20 protein-coding genes are annotated in these 25499 nt (G+C 44.9%); 6 read left to right on the forward strand and 14 right to left on the reverse strand.

Features of this window, described 5'->3' with window-relative positions; translation table 11 throughout:
- The first annotated feature begins 93 nt into the window (after positions 1–93).
- Positions 94–1650, forward strand: a complete 1557-nt coding sequence (locus I4V84_RS00990) for an ABC-F family ATP-binding cassette domain-containing protein (protein ID WP_195699232.1) — start codon at positions 94–96, stop codon at positions 1648–1650.
- A 162-nt stretch (positions 1651–1812) separates the two neighbouring features.
- Here the strand turns inward: I4V84_RS00990 and I4V84_RS00995 are convergent, their stop codons facing one another.
- Positions 1813–2871, reverse strand: a complete 1059-nt coding sequence (locus I4V84_RS00995) for a hypothetical protein (RefSeq protein WP_195991047.1) — start codon at positions 2869–2871, stop codon at positions 1813–1815.
- A gap of 85 nt (positions 2872–2956) precedes the next feature.
- Positions 2957–5047, reverse strand: coding sequence for an elongation factor G (locus tag I4V84_RS01000; RefSeq protein WP_118578841.1), 2091 nt, complete (start codon positions 5045–5047; stop codon positions 2957–2959).
- Positions 5048–5257: 210 nt separating this feature from the next.
- Between I4V84_RS01000 and I4V84_RS01005 the strand changes: the two genes are divergently transcribed.
- The 3 genes from I4V84_RS01005 (at position 5258) to I4V84_RS01015 (ending at position 9251) form a co-directional block, all read left to right on the forward strand.
- Positions 5258–6367, forward strand: a complete 1110-nt coding sequence (locus I4V84_RS01005) for a prephenate dehydrogenase (protein ID WP_173717731.1) — start codon at positions 5258–5260, stop codon at positions 6365–6367.
- 174 nt (positions 6368–6541) lie between these two features.
- Positions 6542–7816, forward strand: coding sequence for a 3-phosphoshikimate 1-carboxyvinyltransferase (gene aroA / locus I4V84_RS01010; RefSeq protein WP_195991048.1), 1275 nt, complete (start codon positions 6542–6544; stop codon positions 7814–7816).
- A gap of 445 nt (positions 7817–8261) precedes the next feature.
- Complete coding sequence (locus I4V84_RS01015; RefSeq protein WP_118578845.1) at positions 8262–9251, forward strand: 2-hydroxyacid dehydrogenase; 990 nt, start codon at positions 8262–8264, stop codon at positions 9249–9251.
- A 72-nt stretch (positions 9252–9323) separates the two neighbouring features.
- On the opposite strand, the gene I4V84_RS01020 is transcribed toward I4V84_RS01015, so the two are convergent.
- Positions 9324–10157: a deoxyribonuclease IV gene (locus tag I4V84_RS01020; protein ID WP_195991049.1), complete on the reverse strand. Its 834-nt coding sequence runs from the start codon at positions 10155–10157 to the stop codon at positions 9324–9326.
- Between the two features lie 258 nt (positions 10158–10415).
- Between I4V84_RS01020 and I4V84_RS01025 the strand changes: the two genes are divergently transcribed.
- Both I4V84_RS01025 and I4V84_RS01030 read left to right on the forward strand, forming a co-directional pair.
- Positions 10416–11789: a sodium-dependent transporter gene (locus I4V84_RS01025; RefSeq protein ID WP_177968310.1), complete on the forward strand. Its 1374-nt coding sequence runs from the start codon at positions 10416–10418 to the stop codon at positions 11787–11789.
- Positions 11790–11937: 148 nt separating this feature from the next.
- Positions 11938–13191, forward strand: coding sequence for a CapA family protein (locus I4V84_RS01030; RefSeq protein WP_195991050.1), 1254 nt, complete (start codon positions 11938–11940; stop codon positions 13189–13191).
- A gap of 54 nt (positions 13192–13245) precedes the next feature.
- Here I4V84_RS01030 and queA read toward each other — a convergent pair whose 3' ends face one another.
- The 11 genes from queA to smc all read right to left on the reverse strand — a co-directional run bounded on the left by queA (position 13246) and on the right by smc (position 25486).
- Positions 13246–14271 carry a tRNA preQ1(34) S-adenosylmethionine ribosyltransferase-isomerase QueA gene (gene queA / locus I4V84_RS01035; RefSeq protein WP_118578849.1) on the reverse strand — a complete coding sequence of 342 codons (1026 nt, stop codon included), beginning with the start codon at positions 14269–14271 and terminating at the stop codon, positions 13246–13248.
- Positions 14258–15007, reverse strand: a complete 750-nt coding sequence (gene trmD, locus I4V84_RS01040; protein WP_334285963.1) for a tRNA (guanosine(37)-N1)-methyltransferase TrmD — start codon at positions 15005–15007, stop codon at positions 14258–14260. Before trmD ends, queA begins: the two co-directional genes overlap by 14 nt.
- Positions 15008–15022: 15 nt before the next feature.
- Positions 15023–15526 (reverse strand): ribosome maturation factor RimM, encoded by a 504-nt coding sequence (gene rimM / locus I4V84_RS01045; RefSeq protein WP_195983252.1) that lies wholly within the window; start codon positions 15524–15526, stop codon positions 15023–15025.
- A 104-nt stretch (positions 15527–15630) separates the two neighbouring features.
- Complete coding sequence (locus tag I4V84_RS01050; RefSeq protein ID WP_021926512.1) at positions 15631–15861, reverse strand: KH domain-containing protein; 231 nt, start codon at positions 15859–15861, stop codon at positions 15631–15633.
- 160 nt (positions 15862–16021) lie between these two features.
- A complete protein-coding gene (gene rpsP / locus I4V84_RS01055) occupies positions 16022–16267 on the reverse strand; it encodes a 30S ribosomal protein S16 (protein WP_117852013.1) in 246 nt (81 codons plus the stop codon).
- Between the two features lie 54 nt (positions 16268–16321).
- Positions 16322–17674 (reverse strand): signal recognition particle protein, encoded by a 1353-nt coding sequence (ffh, locus tag I4V84_RS01060; RefSeq protein WP_195991051.1) that lies wholly within the window; start codon positions 17672–17674, stop codon positions 16322–16324.
- A gap of 3 nt (positions 17675–17677) precedes the next feature.
- Complete coding sequence (gene ylxM / locus I4V84_RS01065; protein WP_118578857.1) at positions 17678–18001, reverse strand: YlxM family DNA-binding protein; 324 nt, start codon at positions 17999–18001, stop codon at positions 17678–17680.
- A 423-nt stretch (positions 18002–18424) separates the two neighbouring features.
- Complete coding sequence (gene trpS, locus I4V84_RS01070) at positions 18425–19486, reverse strand: tryptophan--tRNA ligase (protein ID WP_173771378.1); 1062 nt, start codon at positions 19484–19486, stop codon at positions 18425–18427.
- A 242-nt stretch (positions 19487–19728) separates the two neighbouring features.
- Entirely contained in the window at positions 19729–20940 is a 1212-nt protein-coding gene (ilvA, locus tag I4V84_RS01075) for a threonine ammonia-lyase (protein ID WP_118578861.1), read from the reverse strand.
- 29 nt (positions 20941–20969) lie between these two features.
- A complete protein-coding gene (gene ftsY / locus I4V84_RS01080; protein WP_195991052.1) occupies positions 20970–21911 on the reverse strand; it encodes a signal recognition particle-docking protein FtsY in 942 nt (313 codons plus the stop codon).
- Positions 21912–21925: 14 nt separating this feature from the next.
- On the reverse strand, positions 21926–25486 hold the full coding sequence (gene smc / locus I4V84_RS01085) for a chromosome segregation protein SMC (protein ID WP_195991053.1): 3561 nt from the start codon (positions 25484–25486) through the stop codon (positions 21926–21928).
- Between the last annotated feature and the right edge of the window lie 13 nt (positions 25487–25499).

The raw sequence follows: 25499 nt of genomic DNA on the forward strand, positions 1-25499 counted from the left end.
TTGCAAAACGGCCGCTCCGCAAACCGCAAGCTGCTATCTATATATACCGGAGTCTGTTTCAAGCACGCTCTGATTTAAGAACAGGAGTTATCTATGAGTATTTTAAATGTTGAACACCTTACCCACGGCTTTGGTGACAGAGCCATTTTCCATGATGTTTCCTTCCGCCTTTTAAAAGGAGAACATATTGGCCTGGTAGGCGCCAACGGAGAGGGAAAATCCACCTTCTTCAATATTGTAACTGACAAACTGATGCCGGATGAGGGCAGGATCCAGTGGGCAAAAAATGTCCGCGTAGGTTATCTGGACCAGCATTCTGTCCTCGCTCCTGGCATGACCATCCGCGACGTGCTGAAATCTGCTTTTTCCTGGCTTTTTGAACTGGAAGAACGAATGAATACTATCTGCGATTCCCTTGGCGAAGCCTCCCCGGAAGAAATGGAAGCTCTTATGGAGGAACTGGGAACTATCCAGGATACCCTGACCATGCACGACTTCTACGTAATTGATTCCAAGGTAGAAGAGGTTGCCCGGGCACTTGGTCTTCTGGATCTTGGACTTGACCGTGATGTCACAGATCTCAGCGGCGGGCAGCGTACTAAGGTGCTCCTTGCCAAGCTGCTTCTGGAGAAACCAGATATTCTTCTTCTGGATGAGCCCACCAACTATCTGGATGAAGAGCACATTGCATGGCTGAAACGCTATCTTCAGGAATATGAGAATGCTTTTATCCTTATTTCCCATGATATTCCGTTTCTCAATGATGTGATCAATATCGTTTATCATATGGAAAATCAGGAGCTGAACCGTTATGTAGGCGATTATAACCACTTCCTGGAAGTCTATGAAGTGAAAAAAGCTCAGTTAGAGGCGGCTTATCGCCGCCAGCAGCAGGAAATCAGCGAACTGAAGGATTTCGTTGCCAGAAACAAGGCCCGGGTTTCCACCAGAAATATGGCAATGTCCCGCCAGAAAAAGCTAGACAAAATGGACGTGATCGAACTGGCTGCCGAGAAACCAAAACCGGAGTTTCATTTCAAACAGGGACGCACCCCAGGCAAATACATCTTCGAGACAAAGGATCTTGTGATCGGATATAACGAGCCCCTTTCCCGCCCTCTCACCCTTTCCATGGAAAGAGGCCAGAAAATCGCGCTTGTAGGTGCCAACGGAATTGGAAAAACCACACTTCTGAAAAGTATTCTTGGTCTGATCCCATCATTAAAGGGAACCAGGGAATTAGGGGACAATCTGCAGATCGGATATTTTGAGCAGGAAGTAAAAGGTGACAACAAAACCACCTGTATTGATGAGATCTGGGCAGAATTCCCGTCTTATACCCAGTATGAAGTCCGCTCCGCACTTGCAAAATGCGGTCTCACCACCAAACATATTGAGAGTCAGGTCCGTGTGCTTTCCGGCGGTGAGCAGGCCAAGGTCCGCCTTTGCAAGCTGGTAAACAAAGAGACAAATGTCCTTCTTCTTGACGAGCCTACCAACCACCTGGATGTGGATGCAAAAGAGGCTCTGAAGGAGGCACTAAAGGAATACCGTGGAAGTGTGCTTCTCATCTGCCATGAGCCGGAATTTTATCAGGATGTGGTTTCACAGGTGTGGGACTGCAGTAAATGGACAACTAAGATCCTGTAAATGCTATATTAAGATTATTATTTTATAAATAAAACAGCATCCAGACAGAATATACTTCTTCATAATTCTGTCTGAATGCTGTTTTTATTCCATATATAGTGATGTCATTTGCAGCAGCATGTCCGTTTAGAATAATTTGTCATTCTACTATATCTCATTCTATCAGTTCACAAACTGAATGATTCCGGATACCTGCTCGTATGCACTATCCCAGTCCTGACCACTTGCCAGTCCTTTTACTTTTCCTTTGATCGTCACTCTCTTGGAAGCTGCATATCCGGAAGCATCTGCCTTGATTCCCTTATTGGTTGTGAAATCATGTGTACCCCAGATCTTATCTGCATAATATTTGCCGTCAGCCTTCAATTCAATATTGCTGAATGTGGCATTTACAGAATCTCCGTTTAATCTTGCAGAACCCTCTACGCGAAGATAGACAGTTGTGTTTGCAAGGCTGCTGTTTTTAACTGTTTTGACAAGTTTGCCATTGATATAGCAATTGCAGGTTCCGTCTTTTTTCACAGTCAGCATTACATGGTAAGTCTTATCTCTGGCCGCTTTCTGAACCCAGATATAGTTCTGACCGCCTGCACCATTGTGGGCTACATTCTCGATCATGAACCACGCCTTACCTGTATAAGGAGCTCTTGCATGCTTGTCATACTGGATACCAAAGCTTACTGCAGAGGTCGCTGTGCAGGCAACCAGCTTCGCATGGTAACCGGAACCGGAACCGGAAAGTACCACATCCGTTTCAATGGTATATTCGGAAGCTGTATTTGCAGCAGTTGAACCTGTTGCTGTGGTATTTCCGCCGGCAGTATCCGGTTTCGTTGTGGTTGGCACCTCATAAACAATTTTCAGTCCTTTTTTGTTATAGGAACTTACTTTCTTTCCTTTGTAGGCTTTTACTGTGTAGTAGTATGTAGTTCCACTCTTCACTTTTTTATCTGTGTAAGATGTTTTGGAACCGCCTTTCACAGTTTTGATTTTTTTCCAGGAACTGTTTTCTGTCTTACGCATAACATAGTAGCCGGAAGCGCCTTTACTCTTTTTCCAGGTGATTTTAACACTTTTGTTTACACGTACCACCTTGGAAAGCTTCGGTGCTTTTAATGCTGCTGCCTGAACTGCCTCTGCTTTTCCAAATGAATAAACCGGAAATACAAGCATAAAAGCAAGTAAAAACAGCATAATCTTTTTGATTGTTTTTCTGTTCATAATATTCCTCCTTCTTTCCTCATATGAACTTCCATCATAAAAGACGGAGAACTTCTTCAAGAAATTCTCCGTCTCATTATACTACTTATTCATCAGCAGCGTCAACCTTACTTGCCCTTGCTTCGATCTCTTTCTGCTGGATATCACCAGGAGCCTGCTCATAGCGGGCGAACTCGTAGGAGAAGTCACCACTTCCGCCAGTCATGGAACGAAGATCTGTGGAATATCCATAAATCTCAAGAAGAGGAACGTCAGCTTCAATAATGGTATTTCCGTTATGATCCGGATTCATTCCAAGAACACGGCCGCGGCGCTTATTCAGATCGCCCATAACGTCACCTGTATATTTATCCGGAACTGTAACCTTCATGGAAACGATTGGCTCTAACAGTACCGGAGAAGCATCCATGAAGCCTTTCTTGAATGCAAGGATGGTAGCCATCTTAAATGCCATCTCTGAGGAATCTACCGGATGATAAGATCCATCATAAAGAGTAGCCTTTACACCAACTACCGGATATGCTGCAAGAGGTCCTTTCTGAACGCATTCCTGAAGGCCCTTCTCAACTGCCGGGAAGTAGTTCTTCGGAACTGCACCACCAACAACAACCTGCTCAAATACGTATGGAGTCTCCATATCGCCAGACGGCTCAAAACGCATCTTAACATGTCCATACTGTCCATGTCCGCCGGACTGTTTCTTATGTTTGCCTTCTACGTCAGAATTCTTGCGGATGGTCTCACGGAATGGAACCTTCGGCTTGGAAAGCTCTACATCAACTTTATAACGCTCTTTCAGCATGCTGACAATAACATCAAGATGCTGATCACCCATACCATAGATCAGACTCTGACGGTTAGCACCATCGTTCTCAACACGAACAGTCCTGTCTTCGCTCATGATCTTGGCAAGAGCCTGGGAAATCTTATCCTCATCGCCCTTGTTCACAGCCTTAAATCTCTTATAGGTATAAGGTGTGGAAAGAATTGCTTTCGGATAAAGAACCGGATTCGCCTTGGTGGCAAGGCTGTCACCAGTCTGAACACTTACTAATTTGGCAATTGCACCGATATCACCTGCATGGAGCTCTGGAACTTCGATGGGCTTGGAACCCTGAAGAACATATAATTTGTTAAGACGCTCTTCTGTGCCTTTCTCAACATTGAGAAGGGTATCATCAGATTTGATAACACCGGAGCAAACCTTGATCAGGGAATACTTGCCAAGGAATGGATCCACGATGGATTTCCATACATATGCTGATTTTGCTTTGGCGAAATCGTAATTTGCTTCAAAAATCTCGTTGGTCTTCTGGGAAATACCGTTGCAGGAACGTTTGTCCGGGCTTGGGAAATATCCGCAGATGTCGTCCAGAAGGTTGGATACGCCGCGAAGATTGATCGGGGATCCCATGCATACCGGAACAATGCTTGCATCCTGTACATTGGCGGCAAGTGCTGCGGAAACTTCTGTAACGGAGAACTCATCTCCCTCAAAATAACGATCCATGAATTCCTCGCTGGTCTCTGCTACAGATTCCATCAGGATATCATGATACTTCTCAAGGTACTCATCCAGATAAGAAGGAATCTCACATTCTTCCTTCTGTCCCTTGTCGATATATTTTCTTCCGGCCTGTTTCACAACGTTAACATATCCCACGAACTTGCCATCTTCACGGATTGGGAAATGCAGCGGGGCAATCTTCTTGCCATAAAGCTCAGTAAGCTGGTCTACTACCTTACGGTAACTTACATCGTCCACGTCCATATCAGTAACGAAAATCATTCGCGGAAGTTTATACTTCTCGCAGAGATTCCATGCCTTCTGGGTACCAACCTGTACCCCTGCCTTACCTGATACTACGATGATTGCTGCGTCTGCAGCGCTGACAGCTTCCTCAACTTCTCCTACGAAGTCAAAATATCCGGGAGTGTCCAGAATGTTTACCTTGTTCTTCTGCCACGGGACCGGAATCAGAGATGTAGTGATAGAGAAATGTCGTTTGATTTCTTCTTTATCATAATCACTGACTGTATTGCCATCTTCTACACGGCCTAAACGGTTGGTCAAGCCGGCAAGATATGCCATTGCTTCTGCCAGAGTTGTCTTTCCAGCACCGCCGTGTCCTAACAGCACTACATTTCTGATTCGGTCAGTTCTAAAAACGTCCATATGTAATACCTCCCTGTTTGTCTAATATGTTCATATTTTACTAAATATTCAGAAGAATTTCAAGTATTTTCTGGGATTTTGACGGTCTTTTTTCAAAAAAGTTTAGATTATTTTGTCATTTCTGTAGGAATTGACAATTTGCGAGGAATCTCGTACAATATCATAAGATAATTTTTCACTTTAACGAAGGAAAGGAAACGACATTATATTATGAAGACAATCGGTTTTATCGGTCTCGGTCTGATCGGCGGCTCTATCGCCAAGGCCATCCGGAAGTACCATCCGGATTACCACATTCTGGCCTATAACCGCAGTAAGGAAGCACTTGCCTCCGCCATTAGCACCGGCATTATAGATGGTGTCTGTGAGGAAATGAAGGATCCACGCTTTGGATCCTGTGATTATGTATTTTTATGTGCTCCGGTAGAGATCAACCTGGAGTGCCTTGCATATCTGAAAGAGATCCGCCAGCCAGGCTGCATTATCACAGATGTGGGAAGTGTAAAGGGAATCATCCATCAGAAAGTGGATGAGCTGGGAATGACAGACTGCTTTATCGGCGGTCACCCTATGGCCGGTTCTGAGAAAACCGGTTTTGACCATTCCAACGAGCGCATTCTGGAAAATGCATACTATATTCTTACTCCGGGCGGGGAAGTGGGACTGGAATATATTTCAGATTTTACAGAGCTGATCAGTTCTCTTGGTGCTATCCCTATGGTGCTTACAGCTGAAGAACATGATTTTATTACAGCAGGTGTAAGCCATCTGCCCCATATTATTGCTTCCGCCCTTGTAAATCTGGTAAAAACCCTAGACAACGATGCCGAATATATGAAGACCATCGCTGCAGGCGGTTTCCGCGATATTACAAGGATTGCCTCTTCTTCTCCTGTTATGTGGCAGCAGATCTGCATGGAAAACCATGAGAACATTTCCAATGTTCTGGACGACTACATCCGCATGCTGATCCAGATCCGCTGTTCTGTAGACAACTGTGCTACAGATGGTAAGGAGGCAGATGCTATTTATCAGATGTTTGCAAGCTCCAGGGATTACCGTGATTCCATTGATGTTGTGGATAATGGTCCTATCCGCAAGGCTTATGTGCTTTATCTGGATATTGCAGATGAAGCCGGTGGAATCGCTACCATTGCCACTATCCTTGCCATGGATAAGATCAGCATTAAGAACATCGGAATTATCCACAACCGTGAATTTGAGCAGGGTGTTCTGAAAATCGAATTTTATGAAGAAGACGCTATGGAAAAGGCCATTGCACTTTTGAAAAAGCGCAATTATATTGTTTATGAGCGATAACCAGCGCACCGGCAGTTGTTTATTGGATACATCACAATTAATTTTTCAGACAAACTCTGTATCAATACAGCAAATACGAAGTAACCGCCATATTGACTCGTCTAATTCTTTATAAGTAATATAGCCGATACCCGTTTTTACTGTATGAAACTTTATATTTAAGGAACGATTATTATGGAAACAAAAAAACTTACAAATCTCCACGGAGAACTTACAGTTCCAGGCGACAAATCCATCTCCCACCGTGCCGTCATGTTCGGTTCCCTTGCCAAAGGAACCACAAAGATCACCCATTTTCTGGAAGGAGCTGACTGCCTTTCCACCATCTCCTGTTTCCGCAAAATGGGCATTGATATTGAGAATAACAGCGGAGAAATCCTGGTTCATGGAAAAGGACTCCACGGATTATCTGCCCCTGTTGATATTCTGGATGTTGGAAACAGTGGCACAACTACCCGCCTGATTTCCGGTATTCTTGCAGGACAGAATTTTGTATCGGAGCTTACCGGCGATGACTCTATCCAGAGCCGTCCCATGAAACGGATCATGACGCCTCTCCTTTCCATGGGCGCTGATATTGCAAGCATAAAGGGAAATAACTGTGTTCCTCTTCGGATCATAGGTCATCCTCTGAAGGCCATTCACTATGATTCCCCAGTTGCTTCTGCTCAGGTAAAATCCTGTGTACTTCTGGCCGGAATGTATTCTGACGGAATTACCAGTGTCACCGAACCGGTTCTTTCCAGGAACCATACAGAAATCATGTTGAACTACTTTGGAGCTCAGGTAACTTCTGAGGGAACTACCGCTTCCATTGCTCCGGAACCATCTCTTTTTGCCAGAGAAATTACAGTACCTGGGGATATTTCTTCTGCTGCTTATTTCATCGCTGCCGGACTTCTGGTGCCAGGCAGTGAGATTCTTCTGAAGAATGTGGGAATCAATCCCACAAGAGACGGACTGCTCCGTGTGTGTAAGGACATGGGCGCAGACATTACCCTGCTAAATGTTAATATGGATGGAGAACCTACTGCTGACCTTCTTGTCCGCGCCAGTTCTCTTCATGGTACAACTGTTGGCGGAGAAATTATCCCGACGCTTATTGATGAGATTCCGATGATTGCAGTTATGGCGGCTTTCGCAGAGGGAACTACTGTGATCAAGGATGCAAAAGAACTTAAAGTAAAAGAATCAGACCGTATTCTGGTTATGGCAGAGAATCTTTCCCGCATGGGTGCGGACATTACACCTACAGATGACGGCATGATCATTCATGGGGGAAAACCACTGCATGGGGCAGAGATTGACTCTTACCTGGATCACAGAGTGGCTATGTCCTTCACTGTTGCCGGACTGCTCTGTGATGGACCACTCTCTATTAAGGGGGGGGACTGTGTGAAGATTTCTTATCCGGAATTTTATGAGGATCTGTATAGGTTAGGGGAATAATCTAAACCTCAGGAACTTAAATGAGAACATTTTTCGTTACTGTGAACGGAGTGAGCAGTAACCATTTTTCCATTTAGGTTCCTGTTTTTTTGCCTGTTAAGATGTACATTCCTATTATTTTATGTTAAATAATAGTCAATGTTAGTTTAGTGCAACTGTCATACTTTGCCAGATTATATGCTTGTATTTTCTTTTTAAATATACATATTGCACATTTTACCATGTATTAATTTCTGTGCAATTTTAAAATTCGTTTTAATCTCATTTCTATATTGATATTCTTTTAACGATTTCGACGAAGTTAAAAAACTTTCCGTTTTCCTCTTTTTTTCTTCAAAAAAATAACGTATAATCCCACTGTAAGTTGAGGAACACTAAAACAAACAAAGCGAAGGTGAACAGCCCAGACAAAAGAGCGGCTGCCACAAGAAAGGAGCCAGAAATAATGAAAATTTTATTTTACGGAACCAAAAATTATGACGAGCAGTTTTTTGAAAAACTTTTACCTGAATTTCCAGATATTAAGATTAAATTTATTGAAGCAAATATCCATGAGGAGACCGCTTCTCTTGCAAAAGGTTATGAAGCCATCTGTGCTTTTGTAAATGCAGACCTTGGCGCTCCTGTTATTGAAGAATTACATCAGCAGGGTGTAAAACTGATCCTTATGCGCTGCGCTGGTTACAATAACGTGGATCTTAAGACAGCCCACAAATATGGCATGAAAGTTCTGCGTGTACCAGGTTACTCTCCCGAGGCTGTTGCAGAGCACGCAATGGCGCTGGCGCTTACAGCTAACCGTCACACTCACAAGGCTTACATCAAATGCCGTGAGAACAACTTTACTTTAAGCGGTCTTATGGGCGTGAACCTTTACAAGAAAACAGCTGGTATTATCGGTACTGGTAAAATTGGTCAGGCTATGGCAAGAATCTGCAAGGGATTTGGAATGCGGGTCATTGCATATGATCTTTTCCCAAACAAGAATCTTGACTTCCTGGAATACGTTTCTCTTGATGAGTTGCTGGCTACCAGTGATCTGATCAGCCTGCACTGCCCGCTTACTGACGAAACCAAACATATTATCAACGAAAAGACAATTGCCCAGATGAAGGACGGAGTTATCCTTGTAAACACTTCCCGTGGCGGTCTTATCAAGACGGAGGATCTGATTTCCGGTATCCGCGACCATAAGTTCTTCGCAGTTGGTCTGGATGTTTACGAGGAGGAATCTGATTATGTATTCGAGGATCTGTCTGAGAGCATCATGCAGACTTCCTTGATCCAGAGGCTTCTCTCCTTCCCGAACGTAACCATGACCTCCCATCAGGGATTCTTTACAGAAGAAGCGCTCACCAATATTGCTGAAACTACAATGGAGAATGCCCAGGCTTATATCAATGGGGATGAACTGAAGAACGAAGTTCTTTCATAATTCATAAATCACTATAGAAAAAACGGTGTTTCAATGAACAGACATTGAAACACCGTTTTGCTAAATAGGTATTTATTCTGAATATCTTTCCCTAAGAAGTGCAATTTCTCTTGTCCAACCCTCATCATCATTAGGCGTTTCCAGAATAAAAGGCTTACCCTCCAATGCCGGGTGCCGGATGACACGGACAAGGGCATCAAGACCAATCTGGCCTTCCCCGATTCTGGCGTGGCGGTCTTTGTGGCTACCGAGAGGGTTGAGGCTGTCGTTCAGGTGGATGGCTTTTAAGTGGTCGAGACCGATGATGCGGTCGAATTCAGTTAAGACACCGTCCAGGTCGTTTACAATATCGTAGCCGCCATCCCACACATGGCAGGTATCCAGGCAGATTCCAAGTTTATCGCGTTTTTCTACAAGGTCCATAATGGCACGAAGCTCCTGGAAATGGCTTCCCACCTCAGAGCCTTTTCCAGCCATGGTTTCAAGAAGAACTGTAGTGGTCTGTTCTTCAGTAAGAACTGCATTCAGCACTTCCGCAATCTTTTGAATTCCAGCCTCTATTCCCTGTCCCACATGGCTGCCTGGATGGAAATTATAATAATTTCCTGGTGTGGCTTCCATGCGTTTCAGATCATCCAAAAAAGTATTTCTGGCAAAATCCCGCAGATTTTCTTTGGCCGCGCAGGCATTTAAGGTATAAGGTGCATGCGCCACGATTTTCCCGAACTCATGCTCCCTGGCAATCTCCTGAAACTTCGCCACATCAGCAGGGTCAATAGCTTTGGCATTCCCTCCTCTTGGATTTCTGGTAAAAAATGCAAACGTGTTGCCGCCATTTTTTACGATCTGGCGTCCCATGGCTGCGTAGCCTTTGGATGATGAAGTATGATTTCCTATATATAACATGTCGTTTTCCCTTCTTATTAACTATGAAAGTCTCGGTCAGCAGCTGCGGGAGCGCCATAGGCGCGAAACAGCTGACTTTCAAGCACTCCTTAAGTATATTCTATATATTTTAGCATTTTCCCCCTCTTTTTCAAGATATTTATTGACGAAAACTCATTTTATTCTTATACTGTTAAAAGGTGTGCTCTTCTGTAAAAAAGACTTTTGTCCCATACTTTTTCACAGAATTCATACATAGAAAAAAGGAAGGAAATCAACATGAAAGAACGTGAAAAGTTTTCATCCCGGCTTGGATTTATTCTCATTTCAGCCGGCTGCGCCATTGGAATCGGCAATGTATGGCGCTTCCCTTATATAACAGGACAGTACGGCGGCGCAGCATTTGTACTGATCTATCTTCTGTTCCTTGTAATTCTTGGACTGCCTATTATGGTTATGGAATTTGCTGTCGGACGCGCAAGCCGCAAGTCCGCTGCCAGAAGCTTCCATCTCCTTGAGCCAAAGGGCACCAAATGGCACCTTTACAGCTATGGAGCCATGCTTGGCAACTATATGCTGATGATGTTTTACACCACTGTAGGCGGCTGGATGCTGGCTTACTTCTTTAAAATAGCAAGCGGCACCTTCACAGGTCTTGATACAGAAGCGGTAGGAAACGTATTTAACACCATGCTCTCCAATCCTGGAGAAATGACCTTCTGGATGGTAATCGTAACTGCATTCGGTTTTGGTACCTGCTGCATGGGACTGCAGAAAGGTGTTGAACGTATCACAAAGGTTATGATGGTATGTCTTCTTACTATTATGGTAGTTCTTTGCGTTAAGAGCTGTACGCTTCCAGGTGCCATCGAGGGTATTAAGTTCTATCTTCTCCCGGATTTTGGCCGTCTGAAAGAGAACGGACTGCTTTCCGGTATTTATGCCGCTATGGGACAGGCATTCTTCACCTTGAGCCTTGGGATCGGCGCAATGGCAATCTTTGGAAGTTATATCGACAAAGACCGCAGCCTTATGGGCGAATCCATCCAGATTGGTATTCTGGATACTTTCGTGGCACTAATGGCCGGACTTATTATTTTCCCGGCATGCTTTGCTTACAATGTAAGCCCTACACAGGGTGTTGGACTTGTATTCGTAACACTGCCGAACATGTTTAACCAGATGATGGGCGGTCGTTTCTGGGGTGCACTGTTCTTTATCTTTATGACATTCGCAGCTCTCTCCACCATCATTGCAGTATTTGAGAATATCTTAAGCTTTGCCATGGATCTGTGGGGCTGGAGCCGTAAAAAGGCAGTTCTGGTAAACGGAATTGCAATCTTTGTTTTATCCATGCCATGCGTACTTGGTTTCAACGTATGGAGCGGATTTCAGCCACTGGGCGCAGGAAGCACCATCCAGGATCTGGAGGACTTCATTATCTCCAATAACCTGCTTCCGCTTGGAAGCCTTGTTTACCTGCTGTTCTGCGTAACCCGCTACGGATGGGGATGGGACAATTTCATCAAAGAAGCGGATACAGGAAACGGCATTAAATTTCCGAAGTGGGCACGTCCATATCTTACCTATGTACTGCCGCTTATTGTACTGTTGATTTTCGTAATGGGTTATTACGATAAGTTCTTCAGATAAATATTATTGTAATGTAAATCAAAGGCAAAAGTTCACAGGGCTATTCACTCAAAACATGACCTATGGATTTTTGCCTCAATGTTTATACGAAGCAAACACGTCGCCTGTCGGCGACATCATATACAAAAAGCCATATGAGGACAGACGTATGCAAAAGAAAAAGAATTTATACAAAAAATCCAAATATTACCGCCAGCGCCAGAAAAAGATCCGGCAGATCTGCATGGCCGCGGGTGGTGTCCTGCTGCTGGTGGTTCTGATCCTGATCGTCCGGGGATGTGCAGGAAAGGCAAAGAGTGTAAACTCTTCGAATGTAAACAACGCAACCGACGAAAAGACAACTGGTTCTGCTCTTTCTTCTGACAGTGAAAAGAACGATTCTTCATTTGCCGATGGAACTAAGCAGACTGCCGAGTCTTCCAGCGACAGCTCAGATTCATCTTCTGATTCCGAAAGCAGCGATACTGTTTCAACAAAATCGAAGCACGACACCCCAGTCACCCTTACTATAAGCGTTGTGGGAGACTGTACCCTTGGTACAGATGAAGCCTTCGATTACAGTACCAGCCTGAATGCATATTTTGAAAATTATGGAAAAGAATACTTTTTACAGAATGTAAAGAGCATTTTTGAAGCAGATGACCTGACTATCGCCAACAATGAAGGAACCTTCACAGACAGCAGCAGCCGCGAGGATAAAACCTTCGCATTCAAAGCACCCGCATCTTTTGCAGGAATTTACTCCAGCAGTTCTGTAGAAGCAGTAAACACAGCCAACAACCACAGCCATGATTACGGCGAGCAGAGCTTTCAGGATACCATGGATGCCCTGGATGCCCAGGGAATTGTTCATTTCGGCTATGATGAGACGGCTGTAATGGATATAAAAGGGGTAAAAGTAGGTCTTGTGGGAATCTATGAGTTATACGATCATCTAGAGCGTGAACAGCAGCTGAAAGACAACATTGCCAAGGTAAAAGAAGATGGCGCAGAGCTGATCATCGTTATCTTCCACTGGGGAAATGAAAAAGAAACCGTTCCAGACTCCAATCAGACCACACTTGGACATCTTGCCATTGACCTTGGTGCTGATCTTGTGTGTGGACATCATCCTCATGTACTTCAGGGAATTGAAGAATATAAAGGAAAGAATATTGTATACAGCCTTGGAAACTTCTGCTTCGGCGGAAACAGCGCCCCAAGTGACATGGACAGTATGATTTTCCAGCAGACCTTTACCATCTCAAACGACGGCGTAAAAGCAGATAATGTAACAAATATCATCCCATGTTCCATCTCCTCCGCTTACGGCTATAACAATTACCAGCCAACACCTGCTGAAGGGGATGAAAAGACCAGAATTATGGAAAAAATCCAGGAAAGAAGTTCCTGGATCGGATAGAAAAAATATGTTATTCAGCACCCCCAGAGCGAAAGCTCCGGGGGTATTTTTTGATTATAATATCAGCATCGCATCCCCAAATGAAAAGAACCGATACTTCTCCTGCACTGCAACCTCATAGGCATGCAGAATATTCTCTTTTCCAGCCAGTGCAGACACCAGCATAACCAGTGTGGATTCCGGCAGATGGAAGTTGGTGATCAGACCGTCGATCATCTTAAATTTATAGCCTGGATAGATGAAAATCTCAGTCCAGCCACTTCCAGATTTTAGAACTCCATCCTCACCAGTTGCAGACTCCAGTGTACGGCAGCTGGTAGTTCCAACTGCGATCACACGGCCGCCATTTTTTTTGGTGTCGTTGATCAGCTTCGCCTGGTCTTCTTCCACAATGTAAAATTCAGAATGCATGTGATGCTGTTCTACATCATCTACTTTAACCGGACGGAAAGTTCCAAGACCTACGTGAAGAGTTACATGGGCAATATTTACGCCCTTGGCTTTCACCTGTTCCAGAAGTTCTTTGGTGAAATGCAGACCTGCTGTAGGAGCTGCTGCGGAACCCTCATTCTTTGCATAAACAGTCTGGTAGCGATTCTTATCCTTTAATTTATGAGTGATATATGGCGGCAGCGGCATCTCTCCCAACTGGTCCAAAATCTCCTCAAAAATGCCTTCATAATGGAACTGGATCAGACGGTTGCCTTCGTCCACCACGTCGATAATCTCGCCCTCTAAAATACCATCACCAAATGTGATTTTGGCACCTGGACGAGCCTTTTTGCCAGGCTTTACCAGGCATTCCCAGATATCGTTCTCTCTTCTTTTCAGAAGAAGGATTTCGATCACTGCGCCAGTCTCTTCCTTGTGACCGTAAAGCCTTGCCGGAATAACCTTGGTATCATTGATAACCAAAGTATCACCTTCATTCAGATAGTCCAGTATATCCCTGAAATGGCGATGCTCAATACTGCCATCTGCCATAGAAAGATGCATAAGTCTGGAAGAACTTCTGTCCTCCAGCGGATCCTGGGCGATCAGCTCCTGAGGGAGCTCATAGTAAAAATCAGATGTTCTCATCTTTGGATTCCTCCTCTTTCCACTGCTTTTTCAGTTGCCGCACAAAATTCCATTCTTTGTTGGTGAGATCTGCCTTTTTCAGCAGATCCGGGCGCCTTCTGGCTGTACGAATGATAGACTGCTCTCTGCGCCACTTCTCTATATTTGCATGATGACCGGACATAAGAACCTCCGGAACCTTTTTACCATGCCACTCTTCCGGGCGGCTGTACTGGGGATATTCCAGAAGATTTCCTGCAAAGGACTCGGTCTCGCCAGACTCCTGATTGCTGAGCACGCCTGGAACCATGCGGGAAATAGAATCCATCATAACCATGGCCGGAAGCTCGCCGCCTGTAAGCACATAATCACCGATAGACACATAATCCGTCACAATTTCCTCCAGAACACGCTCGTCAATCCCCTCATAGTGACCGCAAAGGAAAACCAGGTCTTCCTCTTTCGCCATGTCTCTTGCCATCTGCTGATTAAACACCTGTCCCTGCGGAGTGAGATAAACCACACGGGGGCGCTTCCCGGCTTTCTCGGCAATCGCTTCATAAGCCAGGTAAACCGGTTCTGCCTGCATCAGCATTCCAGCACCGCCGCCGTAAGTATAATCATCTACTTTCTGGTGCTTGTTAAAAGCATAGTCACGGATATTTATGGCCTCCACAGAAAGGATTCCTGCATTAATGGCACGCCCTGTAATGCTGGTGTTCATTCCATTCCGGATCATTTCCGGAAAAAGGGTCAAAACATGGAAATTCATTTATAAAAGTCCTTTCATCAAATGTACCGTCATCACATTCTCTTCCAGATCAACGTCAAGGATGCATTCCTTGATTGCCGGGAGAAGTACTTCCTGATGATCTGGAAGCTCTACTACGTAAACATCATTGGCTCCTGTCTCCATAACATCTTTCAGGGTTCCGAAATGGGTGTTGTCCTCCAGAACCACTTCCATGCCAATCAGGTCGCCGATGTAATATTCATCTTCATCCAGTTCCTGGGCTTCTTCTCTGGGAACCCACAGGTCTCTGCCTTTGTACATTTCAATATCATTTATATTATCAATCCCGTTAAATTTCAGGATCACAAGATTCTTAAAAAATTTCACGTTACGGATTTCCAGCTTTTTCATCTCTCTGCCGGCATCCAGAATCACATATTCAAGATCCAGGAAACGCTCCGGATCTGTGGTAGGGAATACTTTTACTTCTCCCCGCACGCCATGAGTGGTGGTAATTACTCCAACCTTTAATAAATCTTCCATTCAAAACTCCTCTACAAAAAACGAATATGTCTGCCGTCCAGGACTTTCATAAGTAAAAACAGGAGCCATGTCTCCACAGCTCCTGCATCCATATATCTTGCTTATCATTGCAGAATATCTACAATCACTTTTTTGCTGCTTTTGGAAGAAGCCGCTTTTACTACGGTACGGATGGCCTTGGCGATTCTGCCCTGACGTCCGATCACCTTACCCATATCAGATGGTCCTACCTTCAGTTCGATAACAACAGCGTCATCCTTTTCTGTTTCGGTAACGACTACTTCGTCCGGATTTTCAACAAGAGATTTTGCAATTACTTCTACTAATTCTTTCATTACACACCTCCCTGATCCCGCCCCGGAGCATATTCAAAAAATGCCCTCATCTGGACGTTACAGAAATACCCCCTGAAAATTGCCGGTTACAGTTCACGACTTTCACAGGAAATACTGTGCAGTCTGAACCATTCTGGCAACCTCTAAGATACTCCTTAAATTATTTCTCGATTCCGGCCTGTTTGAGGATCTTAGCAACAACTTCTGTAGGCTGAGCACCGTTTGCAAGCCATTTCTTAGCTGCTTCTTCGTCAACCTTGCATACACTTGGCTCCTGGTTTGGATCATATGTTCCGATCTCTTCGATACATCTTCCATCACGTTTGCTGCGGGAATCTGCAACAACGATTCTATAGTAAGGTGCTTTCTTCTGTCCCATTCTTCTTAATCTGATCTTAACTGCCATTTTAATTTTCCTCCAATTTACTTTCTCTTTATTAGTTAATTTAATTATTTTATGTTAAAAAGGAAGCTTGAAGCCGCCTCTTTTACCACCCATTTTGCCGCCGCCCATGAGACCCGGCATCTGCTTCATCATCTTCTTGCTCTGCTCAAACTGTTTCACAAGGCGATTGACTTCTGCAACCTCCACACCTGCGCCTCTGGCAATCCTATTCTTGCGGGAAAGGTTTAGGATTCCCGGATTGGAACGCTCCTGTGGGGTCATGGAAAGAATAATGGACTTGGTTCTGTCCATTGCTTTCTCATCGATCATGCTCTCCACATCTTTCATCTTGCTTCCCACACCTGGGAGCATATTCAGGATACTAGAGATTCCGCCCATCTTATTCATCTGTTCAAGGCTGGTAAGATAGTCATTGAAATCAAAATCCATCTTCTTCAGCTTCTTGGACATCTCCTGGGCTGCTTCCTGATCTACGGCTGCTTCTGCCTTCTCGATCAGGCTCATTACATCTCCCATACCAAGGATACGGGATGCCATTCTCTCCGGATAAAACTGTTCCAGATCGGATAACTTCTCTCCCATACCTACATACAGGATTGGCTTGCCAGTTACGGACTTGATGGAAAGAGCTGCACCACCTCGGGTATCACCATCCATCTTGGTCAGGATCACTCCATCGATTCCAACCTTCTCTGCAAAGGTCTGGGCTACATTGACTGCATCCTGTCCGGTCATGGCATCTACTACAAGGACTGTAGCATCTACCTCAATATTAGACTTAATATCAGCAAGCTCCTGCATCATATCCTCATCGACATGAAGACGTCCTGCTGTATCAATGATCACTACATTCTGCTGATTCGTCTTGGCATGTGCAACAGCTGCCTTGGCTATGTCTACCGGGCTCTGTTTATCACCCATGGTAAAGACTTCCACGCCTTGTTTCTCACCGTTTACCTGAAGCTGAGTGATCGCTGCGGGTCTGTAAACGTCACAGGCTACCAGAAGAGGTCTCTTACCTTTAGACTTGATCTTACCTGCAAGCTTGGCTGCCGTAGTGGTCTTACCAGCTCCCTGAAGACCTGCCATCATAATGACAGTCAGATCATTGCCAGGCTTGATCGGAAGCTCTGTAGTCTCGCTTCCCATAAGATTAACCAGCTCTTCATTTACAATCTTGATGACCATCTGGCCTGGGTTCAGTCCGTTCATAACGTCCTGTCCAACTGCACGTTCCTGTACAGATTTCGTGAACTGTTTCACGACTCTGAAGTTAACGTCTGCTTCAAGGAGTGCCATCTTAACTTCTTTAAGAGCAATCTTAACATCCTCTTCGGTCAGACGGCCTTTGCTTCTCAGCTTCTTGAATACATTCTGAAGTTTATCTGTTAAGCTTTCAAATGCCATGAATTATAACTCCTCTAAAATCACATTGGATATTGCCTCAATATCATCAGCGTGATATCCGGATGCAAGCTCATGTATCTTCTGTACCTGTCCCCGGATATTCACAAACTTCTCCACCAGATGCAGCTTCTCTTCATATCCTTCCAGTGCCTTGTCACAGCGTCTGATCATATCATGTACGCCCTGACGGCTGATATTCAGTTCCTCTGCAACCTCACTTAAAGAATAATCCTCCAGAACTACACTCTCGTAGATCTGCTGCTGTCTCTTCGTAAGAAGCTCTCCGTAAAAATCATAGAGCAAAGTACGTTCCACAAACTTTTCCATTCGTTATCACCTTGGGTATCATACCGTATTTTGTGGTGTGTGTCAAGTGTTTTTTCTTTACACGCAATATTTTTTATATGTCCAAATTTATTATACGCTATTTCTAATTATCTGCCCTTATGTTATACTATAAAAGCTGCCGAGCCTCCAGCAGAAAGGAGGTGAATCACATGGAAGAAATTTTCACCGCATTTCTTGTTTCCGTTTTAGCAGGTGTAGTTAGCTACTACATATGCAAATGGCTGGACGGTAAACAATAGGCAGCAACAGCCTAAACGGATCAGCTCACCGTAACGAGCAAGAAAGCCCTCAGAGCTGCAACTCTGGGGGCTTTCATTTCGCCGCATGGAATTTCACCGCATTCCTTAGCTACTATCAGCATATGCCATAACCAACGAAATGTCAACTTAAAATTCACATATTTTACTGAATCAAACTATCATCATCAAAATAATTAATTTTCATAGAAGCCTTTACATCCCTCAGAGTCTCAGCAGCCTTTGCCTCAGCCACCTTACTGCCCTCTCTTAAAATGTCATAAACATCTGGAATACGCTGTTCCCACATTTTACGGCGCTCGCGGATCGGGCCAAGCTCAGCCTGGAGAACGTTGTTCAGGAACTTCTTAACCTTAACATCTCCAAGTCCGCCTCTCTTATAATGGTCTTTCAGCTCGTCCAGGTTCTGATAATCCGGAAGAAATTCCGGGAAGTATTCTGGTTTGCAGAAAGCATCCAGATAAATAAATACCGGGTTACCATCAACATTTCCCGGATCCTGAACACGAAGATGATTCGGATCCGTGAACATGGACATAACCTTCTTCTTAACCTCATCTGCCTCATCGGAAAGATAAATGCAGTTTCCAAGAGATTTACTCATTTTTGCCTTACCATCAATACCTGGCAGACGCAGGCACGCCTTGTTGGAAGGAAGTACGATTTCCGGCTCTGTAAGTGTCTCACCATATACTGTGTTAAACTTGTGTACGATCTCTTTGCACTGCTCCAGCATAGGAAGCTGATCCTCTCCAACCGGAACTGCTGTTGCACGGAAGGCTGTAATATCAGCTGCCTGGCTGATCGGATAGCAGAAAAATCCAACCGGAATGCTGGCTTCGAAATTACGCATCTGGATCTCAGATTTCACAGTAGGGTTACGCTGAACACGGGCTACTGTAACCAGATTCATATAATAGAAAGTAAGCTCTGTAAGCTCCGGAACCATAGACTGGATGAAAATTGTGGATTTCTCCGGATCAATCCCGCAAGCCAGATAATCAAGTGCTACCTGGATAATATTCTGACGAACCTTCTCCGGGTGCTCTGCGTTATCAGTAAGCGCCTGGGCATCCGCGATCATAATATAAATCTCGTCATAATTTCCAGAATTCTGAAGCTTTACACGCTCAGATAAAGAGCCTACATAATGTCCCACATGAAGACGTCCTGTAGGGCGGTCTCCTGTTAAAATTACTTTTTTCATAGTTTGCTACTCCTTATATTCACCGCCATGCCGATCCTTTTTTTAACCAACACAGTTGTACTTATTTATAATCATTTCAGCAAACACTCCCCATTTTTTACATGAATATGCAAAACACCCAAAGCACATAGACTAACTTTAGTTACTGTTCACTCCGTTCACAGTAACTAACTTTATTCATACCATTTGTAATGTTGCTTCAGTTATTAACTGCAAGGCGGGGAAATGCTTCTATTTTTCAATTACAGACTTGCGCGAATTACTTTCGGTCTGCATCCGGCAGTCTCCAGTGCTTTCACGATCTGATTCTTATGATCTGTACCAAATGCCTCCAGAGTGATTTTCAGTTCTACAGCGGCATTACGGTTTGTACTTACAAACTGGTTATGATCCAGCTTGATAACATTTCCCTGATTCTCTGCAATAATAGAGGCCACACGTACCAGTTCACCAGGCTTATCCGGGATAAGAACAGATACTGTAAAGATTCTGTCACGCTGGATCAAGCCATGCTGTACTACAGAAGACATGGTAATCACATCCATATTTCCACCACTTAAAATGGACACAACCTTTTTATTCTTGAAATCAAGATGACGAAGCGCAGCCACTGTCAGAAGTCCTGAATTCTCAACGATCATCTTATGATTTTCTACCATATCCAGGAAAGCAACGATCAGCTCATCATCCTCAACCGTGATGATTTCATCCAGATTCTCCTGGATATATGGGAAAATATGAGAGCCCGGAGTCTGAACTGCAGTACCATCTGCAATGGTGTTTACATGGGGCAGTGTAACAACCTCCCCTTTCTCAAGAGAAGCCTTCATGCAGGCTGCACCTGCTGGCTCTACACCGATTACTTTAATATGAGGATTAAGAAGCTTGGCAAGTGTGGATACACCTGTTGCAAGTCCGCCTCCACCGATTGGCACCAGAATATAATCTACAAGAGGAAGCTCCTGAATGATCTCCATAGCAATGGTTCCCTGTCCGGTAGCAACAGCAGGATCATCAAAAGGATGAATAAAGGTATAGCCCTTTTCTTCAGCAAGCTCCAGAGCGTATGCACAGGCCTCATCATAAACATCACCATGAAGAATAACCTCTGCGCCATACCCTTTTGTACGCTCTACTTTAATAAGCGGTGTAGTGGTCGGCATTACGATCACGGCCTTCACACCGTATTTGTGTGCTGCATATGCCACACCCTGTGCATGGTTTCCAGCGGAAGCTGTGATCAGGCCTTTGCCCCTCTCCTCGTCGGAAAGAGTACTGATCTTATAATAAGCTCCACGCACCTTATATGCACCTGTTCTCTGCATGTTCTCTGGTTTGAAGAAGACCTTGTTTCCAGTGAGTTCAGAGAAATAACTGCTCTTCACCAGCTTGGTCTCCTGGGTTACCTGCTTAACTATTTCTGCCGCTTCTTCAAAACTCTCTAATGTAAGCATTTTTATTTTTCCTCCTGTAGTTTGTGGGGTTAGTTTTCATCCGGATGAATATCAAACAACGCATCCACAAAAGAATTTGCATCAAATTTCTGTAAATCGTCAATGCTCTCACCAACGCCGATATATTTCACCGGAATATCAAGCTCTGACTGGATTGCCACCGCAATACCACCCTTGGCTGTACCATCAAGCTTGGTAAGAATGATACCGGTTACATTTGCCACCTCTGCAAACTGTCTTGCCTGCACAAGTGCGTTCTGCCCTGTCGTTCCATCCAGAACCACCAGAGTTTCCAGATACGCTTCCGGATATTCCTTCTCCAGGATACGGTAAATCTTGCGAAGCTCTTCCATAAGATTCTTTTTATTATGAAGTCTTCCTGCGGTATCACAGATCAGAACATCTGCATTGCGGGCCTTTGCAGCTGCCACTGCATCATAGACAACTGATGCCGGATCTGCTCCATCCTGACCGCCAATGATTTCCACTCCTGCCCGGTTCGCCCACTGGGTCAGCTGTTCCCCTGCCGCTGCACGGAAAGTATCCGCAGCTCCAAGAATAACCTTTTTGCCCTGGTCCTTCAGCTTGCCGGCAAGTTTTCCAACGGAAGTTGTTTTTCCAACACCATTGACACCAATCACAAGAATAACGGATTTACGGTTTTCAAACTGGTACTCTGTGCTGTCTACCGTCATCTGCTCCTTGATGGTATCAATAAGAAGCTGCTTGCACTCCTTGGGATCCCTGATATTTCGGATTTCCACCTGGTCTTTTAATTTATCCAGAATGGCTGTGGTGGCATTGATTCCAATGTCACCCATGATCAGGATTTCTTCCAGTTCCTCATAAAAATCATCATCTATTGTTGAATAGCCGGTGAAAAGAGAATCAAATCCTGCCACAATGTTGTCTCTTGTTTTTGTCAGGCCACTGACAAGTCTTTTAAAAAAGCCCTTCTTTTCCTCTGCCATTTCCTCTCCTCCTTTTACTGCGTAAGCTGGTTTTCCACAAGATCAACGGAAACCAGCGTAGAGACGCCTTTCTCCTGCATGGTAATACCATAAAGTCTGTCTGCGGCATTCATAGTACCACGCCTGTGTGTTATTATAATGAATTGAGTGTTCTTCGTCAACTTCTGAAGATAGCCTGCGAAACGGCCTACATTCGAATCGTCAAGTGCCGCCTCGATCTCATCAAGAAGACAGAATGGCGACGGCTTCAGATTCTGGATTGCAAACAAAAGTGCGATTGCAGTAAGTGCCTTTTCACCACCGGAAAGCTGCATCATATTCTGAAGCTTTTTGCCCGGCGGCTGGGAAATAATGCGAATTCCTGCTTCCAGAATGTCCACGTCTTCCTCAAGCTCCAGAGTGCCCTTACCGCCTCCAAACAATTCCTTGAAAGCCTTGTCAAACTCTCTCTGGATATCCTGGAATTTCTCCGTAAACTGTTTACGCATTCCCTCATCCAGTTCCTGGATAATGTTCTCCAGCTGTGCTTCTGCGGTTTTCAGATCCTCATACTGTCCGGAAAGGAAAGCATGACGCTCTGAAATCTCCTTATATTCCTCAATTGCATTTACATTAACGTTACCAAGCTTACGGATTTCATCCTTCACCTGGGCAATTTCTTTCTTCATGGCTTTCAGATCGTTCAGCTCTTCTTTTTTGTACTGAAGGGCATTGTTCGGGGTGATCTCATACTCATTCCACATGTAGGAAATCTGAGATTCCCTGTGCTCTTCCAGCTTCTCGATCTGACTTTTCAGACGGTAACACTCTTTGTCCAGAAGTGAAATCCTGCCAGACAGCTGGTCCCGCTTCTCAAAAAATGCCTTGTGGCTGGCATTTTTTTCATCCTTCACACTCTGCCAGCTCTCCATCTGAGCCTTCGCCTTGGTTTCATCCTCTTCCAAAGTCCGGATCACTGCCTCCAGATTCTCTACAGACTGGCGCTTTCTCTCATTCTCTTCGACGCCAAGCTCCAGCGTTTCATGAATATCTGCTTCCTCCTGACGAAGAGCTTCCATCTCATGAGTCAGACGGCCCAGAGTCTCTGCTGCGAAACTTTCTTTCTGCTGGGCTGTACTTGCTCCCAGGCGAAGAGCCTCCAGTTTCCTGGAAACCTCCTGCTCCTCAGCCCTCCAGGTCTCTAATTCTTCCTGTTTATTCTGGATAAAAGTCTCTAGTTCTTTCTCATCCTGCTCAGAAGCCTTCAATTCTTCGGCAATCTTGCTGTGATCAGCCTCTGCCTCCTGGATCTGACGGCGGATTTCCATCTGCTCTCTCTGAATCTCTCCATAGCCAGCCTGGATTTCCTTTGTCTTGGCTTCTACCTGGTTAATGTTCATCTTCGCCGTGTTCTGGGCAACATACTGCTGACGCAGTTTTTCCTGCAGATCTGCAATGGTGTCACGCATAACATTACGCTTGCTTCGATTATCATTAATAGCCGTCTGCATGTCATCCATGTCTTTTTGAAGAGCCTTCACACTGGATTCCAGTTCTTCGATCTCACGGCGGCGGCCAAGAAGGTTGCTGTTATTCTTAAAAGAACCACCTGACATAGAACCGCCCGGACTGAAGGATTCACCTTCCACAGTTACCATACGAAGACTGTGCCTGTATTTTCGCGCAATGGCAATGGCATTGTCAATGTGATCCACCACAAGCACACGCCCCAGAAGATAAGTGGCAAGTCCAGCATACTCCGGACCTGTAGTTACCAGTTCACTGGCAAGCCCGATCACTCCCGGCTCCTGCAGCGCATCCCTCTGGGTAAAACCACCTCTGGTATTGATACTGTTAAGTGGAAGGAACGTAGCACGGCCGAAACGGTTTTTCTTCAGAAATTCGATCATATGCTTGGCAGTCTGTTCATTGTCTGTGACAATGTTCTGAATACTTCCACCAAGAGCCGTCTCAATGGCGATCTCATACTCCTTATTTACCTGGATCAAATCCGCTACAACACCCTTAATTCCCGGTACCCGGTCCTTCTGTTCCATTACACGGCGGATACTGTTTCCGTATCCGTCATAGCGCTCTGTAATATTTTTCAAAGATTCCAGCCTGGAAGCCTCACGGTGATATGCGCTCTGGCCGATTTCCATCTGGCTGTTCTGTTTCTTTAATTCATCTGTAATTTTATGTACTTCATTATCCAGGCGCTGACACTCTGCATTCATGTCCTGGATAAGTGTGGTAATTCCCTGAAACTTTTCCTTTGCCCTCTCCAGCTCGCTCTGCTGCTGGGCTTCCTCTGTTTTCAAATGAAGCTGTCTCTGACTGATTCCCGCTTTACGGATGTCGATCTGCTCCATCATGGTATCGAAACGCTGGGCTTTTCCCTTGGTAGTGGCGCGTGTATTGAGAAGCTCGATAATCTCGTTCTTGCCATTCTCCACTGCCTGAGAGCACTCTTCGATCTGTGCCTGAATATTGGAAATCCGGTCCTCTTCTGCCTCCTGGCGTTTCCTTGCTTCCAGAAGAGCTGCATGGAGCTGGGATTTCTCCGCTTCCTGCCTCTCTAGAGATTCCTGACGTTCCTTCAGATCCGCCTCAATGGTCTGCAGACGGCTCTTGTAATGCTCTTCGCTCTGCACTCCGGACAAAATCTGTTCCCGAAGCACCTTGGTCTCGCCATCCAGCTGCTGCCTGCGAATTGCCTTATTCTGCGTCTCTTCACGCAGCTGATCCATCTGGGAATTCAATTGTTCCAGTTCCTCTTCCAGACGGTCATATTCCACTTTCGTCTGCTCGTAGGCCTTCTGATTCTCCTCCAGCTCCTCAGCAGCCCGGGTATTCTTGGTATCCAGCTCTTTTAATTCACGGCTGGTCTCCTCGTTTTCCAGAAGAAAACTGTTCACATCCAGTTCCCGCAAAGTATCTCTTTTGGCAAGATAAATTCTGGCTGTCTCGGACTGGCGCTCCAAAGGACTCAATTGTCTGGTAAGCTCACTTAAAATATCGGTAACACGCACCAGGTTCGCCTGCTCGTCCTGTAGCTTCTTAATGGTAGTTGCCTTTCTTCGCTTAAACTTTACGATTCCGGCAGCTTCGTCAAAAAGCTCACGGCGCTCTTCCGGCTTACCACTTAAGATCTTATCGATCTGTCCCTGCCCGATGATGGAATAGCCCTCTTTACCAATACCGGTATCGTAAAACATCTCATTAATATCCTTCAGACGACAGGCACTTCCATTAATAAGATATTCACTTTCGCCGGAGCGGTAAAGTCTTCGGGTAACCGTAACCTCATTAAAATCAACCGGAAGCTTGTGATCGCTGTTATCCAGAGTAATGGCAACAGAAGCAAAGCTAAGGGGCTTTCTGGTCTCCGTGCCGGAAAAAATAACGTCCTGCATGTTTCCGCCTCGAAGCTGCTTGGCACTCTGTTCTCCAAGAACCCAGCGGACCGCATCACCTACGTTGCTTTTCCCACTGCCGTTGGGGCCAACGATTCCCGTAATTCCATTATGAAATTCGAAATTGATTTTCTGTGCAAAGGACTTAAACCCCTGCACTTCAATATTTTTTAAATACATGTATTCGAATCCT

Source organism: Ruminococcus sp. 1001713B170207_170306_F1 (assembly GCF_015668065.1).
In the GTDB taxonomy this organism is placed as follows: Bacteria; Bacillota; Clostridia; order Lachnospirales; family Lachnospiraceae; genus Blautia_A; species Blautia_A faecis.